This window comes from Sphingomonas sp. Ant20, assembly GCF_000783375.1.
Classification (GTDB): Bacteria; Pseudomonadota; Alphaproteobacteria; order Sphingomonadales; family Sphingomonadaceae; genus Sphingomonas; species Sphingomonas aerolata.
This window is the reverse complement of record NZ_JRVI01000228.1, coordinates 1-3279: the sequence shown is the minus strand read 5'-3', so window position 1 is coordinate 3279 and position 3279 is coordinate 1. Positions and strand designations below refer to the sequence as shown.

2 protein-coding genes are annotated in these 3279 nt (G+C 69.2%); one reads left to right on the top strand and one right to left on the bottom strand.

The window, feature by feature from the left end; translation table 11 throughout:
• The coding region (locus NI18_RS19110; RefSeq protein ID WP_052149352.1) for an EAL domain-containing protein at positions 1-2174 on the top strand (2174 nt) is incomplete at its 5' end.
• 3 nt (positions 2175-2177) lie between these two features.
• Here NI18_RS19110 and glsA read toward each other — a convergent pair.
• Positions 2178-3113: a glutaminase A gene (gene glsA / locus NI18_RS19105; RefSeq protein ID WP_037532357.1), complete on the bottom strand. Its 936-nt coding sequence runs from the start codon at positions 3111-3113 to the stop codon at positions 2178-2180.
• Positions 3114-3279 lie beyond the last annotated feature (166 nt).

The window sequence follows — 3279 nt, the reverse complement described above, 5'->3', positions numbered from 1 at the left end:
GATCCTGCGGCGCTGGTCGGATCGCGCTGGTCGGCGTGCCGCTGGTCGCGGTCACCCGCCTGCGCCGCCGCGTCGCGCGGATCGCCGCGGCGACGATCGCGGGCGCGGGCATCTGGTGCATGCATGCGGTCGGGCTGACGGGCATGACCGATTGCGTCCACGTGTTTTCCTGGCCGACGAACATCACCGGGCTGGTGCTCGGGACGGTGCTGATGGCGACGTGGCAGCTCCACCGCGGCTGGGCGCGGTCGCGCACCGCCGCCTGCATGCTGTTCGCGCTCGCGATCTGCACGACGCATTTCGTCGCGCTGTCGGGCGATATCGTGATCGGCAGCATCGGCGACGTGCGCGGCAGCCTGTTGTCGCCGGGCCTCGTCGCCGCCTGCATGGCGTTTGGCGTGTCGGTCACCTGCCTCGCCAGCCTGCTGACCTTCGAGCGGTTCAGGACGACGCGCGAGGAAGAGGGGCACACGCTGAGAGCGGTGCTCGAAAGCATGTCGGACGGGCTGGTGTTCATCGACGGCAATGCCCGGCTGCAGCATTTCAACTACCGGTTCCTCGAGATGTACGCGATCCCGGACGGGGCGATCGCGCCGGGTATGACGATCACCGCCTGTATCGACATTGTCGCGCGGCATCGCGGCTGGCTGCCCGAGCGGCGCGCCGAGATCCGCGCGGCGATGCAGCAATGGATCCGGACCGACGCGACGTTCGACCGCGAATGGGCGATGGACGATGGCTGCGTCTATCGGATGCAGTGTCGTCCGATGCAGTCCAAGGGCGTGGTGCTGACCTTCAACGACGTCAGCGCGGAGCGGCAGGCGCTGCGCAACCTGACGCACCTGGCCTATCATGATCCGCTGACCGGGCTGGGGAACCGCCGGTCGCTGCGCGAGCAGAAGGAGGCGAGGATCCGGATCGGCACGCCCTTCTCGCTGCTGATGATCGACCTCGACGATTTCAAGCGGATCAACGATGCCTTTGGTCACGCGGTCGGCGACCAGCTGCTGGTCCATGTCGCGGCCGAGCTGACGCGGCTGCTGCCCCAGGACAGCTTCATCGCGCGGATGGGCGGCGACGAGCTCGCGATCCTCGCCAGCGAAACGGGTGACGCGGCGGCGGCGCTCGCCGATTCGATCGTCGCGCAATTGAGCGGCGCGGTCGTCATCAACGGTTGCCGGCTGCTGCCGAGCTGCAGCATCGGCATTTCCCACTTTTCGGGCGCCTGTTCCGCCGACGACCTGATGAAGCGCGCGGACATGGCGCTGTACGAGGCCAAGCGTCTCGGACGGCGGCGCGCGCAGGCCTATCTGCCCGGGCTCGCCGAACGGCTCGCCGAACGTCAGGGGATCGTCGACGACCTGCACGAGGCGGTCCAGACGGGCGGCTTCGCGCTCGCCTTCCAGCCGGTCGTCGATCTGCTGACCGGGGGCACGACGGGCTATGAGGCGCTGATCCGCTGGAACCACCCGGTGCGCGGCTGGATCCCGCCGGGCGTCTTCATCCCGATCGCCGAGCAATGCGGACTGGTCGAGGATATCGGCCGCTGGGTGATGATGGAGGCGTGCCGCCACCTCGCGGGCTGGTCGCCGCATCTCAACGTCGCGATCAACATTTCCGCCGCGCAGCTGAAGTCGGAAGGGCTGCTGCACAGCCTGACCCAGGCGATCCTGATCCACGGCGTCGCCCCCGAGCGGGTCGAGATCGAGATCACCGAGACCGCGCTGATCGACGATGCGGGCCGGACCGCGGTGATGCTCGACCGGATCCGCAAGCTCGGCATCAAGGTGTCGCTCGACGATTTCGGCACCGGGCAATCGTCGCTCGCGCATTTGCGCGACTTCCGTTTCGACCGGATCAAGATCGACCGCAGCTTCGTCGCCGAGGCGGCGAATGATCCGCGCTGCATGGCGGTGCTGCGCGCGACCGTCGCGATCGGCAAGGAACTGGGCGTGCTGACGCATGCCGAGGGGGTCGAGACGCGCGAACAGCTCGACGTGCTGCACGATATCGGCTGCGACGTGGCGCAGGGCTATCTGCTCGGCCGCCCGGTCGTCCCGTTCACCGATGCGACGGCGGACTTCGCCGAGCTGCCGGGGGACACGATCATCGGCGCACCCGGCGACACCGACCCGCAATCCTCGGGGGTGACGGTTACCCGGCTCGCCGCCTGAGCGTCAGACCAGCGGCGGCCCGAACACCGACCAGCCGGTCCGGTGCGCGATCATCTCGAGCGCGCGGATGCCGAGGATGCTGTTGCCGTGCTGGTCGAGATTGGGCGACCAGACCGCGATCGCCGCCCGGTCGGGCACGATCGCGAGAATGCCGCCGCCGACGCCGCTCTTGGCGGGCAAGCCGACCCGCACCGCGAAATCCCCCGACCCGTCATAATGGCCGCAGGTGATCATCAGGCCGAGCACCGTACGGTGGCGTTTGGCCACCGCGTCGGCCTCAGGATCATCGGGCGTCCGCCGCGTCGCCGCGAGATACGCGCCTGCTTTGGCAAGGCCACGGCAATCCAGCGCGATCGCGCAGTTGCGGACATAGGCGGCCATCACCGCATCGGGATCGGCATGGAGATTGCCGTGATGCCGCATGAAGCTCATCATCGCGCGGTTGAGATCGCCGCCCTCCTGCTCGGACGCCATCACGTCCTCGTCGAACGTGACGCTATCGGACCCGGTCTCGCGCCCGATCAGCCGGGCGACCGCCGGATCGTCGCCGTCCTCGGGCCGGTGTTCGACCAGGATATCGACGACCGCCAGCGCGCCTGCGTTGATGAACGGGTTGCGCGGCACGCCCTTGGTCCGCTCGAGATCGACGATCGAGTTGAACGGGTCGCCCGACGGCTCTTTCCCGACGCGCGCAAAGACGTCGTCGCCGATCGCCGCGAGCGCGAGGTCGAGCGCGAACAGCTTCGAGATGCTCTGGATCGGGAACGCCGTCGTCGCCGCACCCGCGGTCAGCAGCGTGCCCGTCGTCAGCGCGACCGCGATGCCGATCGGCCCGGGCGCGGCCTCCTCCTTGCGGTCCGCCGACGCCTCGATCCGCGCGGCGTCGTCGGTGATCTCGGCGGCGATCTCGGTGATGATCTGCGCGATCGTGCTGGGCATGCGGCTCTCCTGGTGAACAGGGTCAACTCGCAGGCGGCGCGCATGATCCGTGGGCAGGGGCGCGGCGGCCTAGTCCAGTCGCGTCGACGTCCGCGCCGCCTGTCCCGCGGTCAGCAGGTCGCCGATCGCGCCCGCCGGTCCCGCCGCGGACAGCGCGGTCATCGCG

Bases quoted from the DNA above. Each gene is read 5' to 3' on its own strand.
- glsA (WP_037532357.1), bottom strand. From the start codon at position 3,113: ATGCCCAGCACGATCGCGCAGATCATCACCGAGATCGCCGCCGAGATC.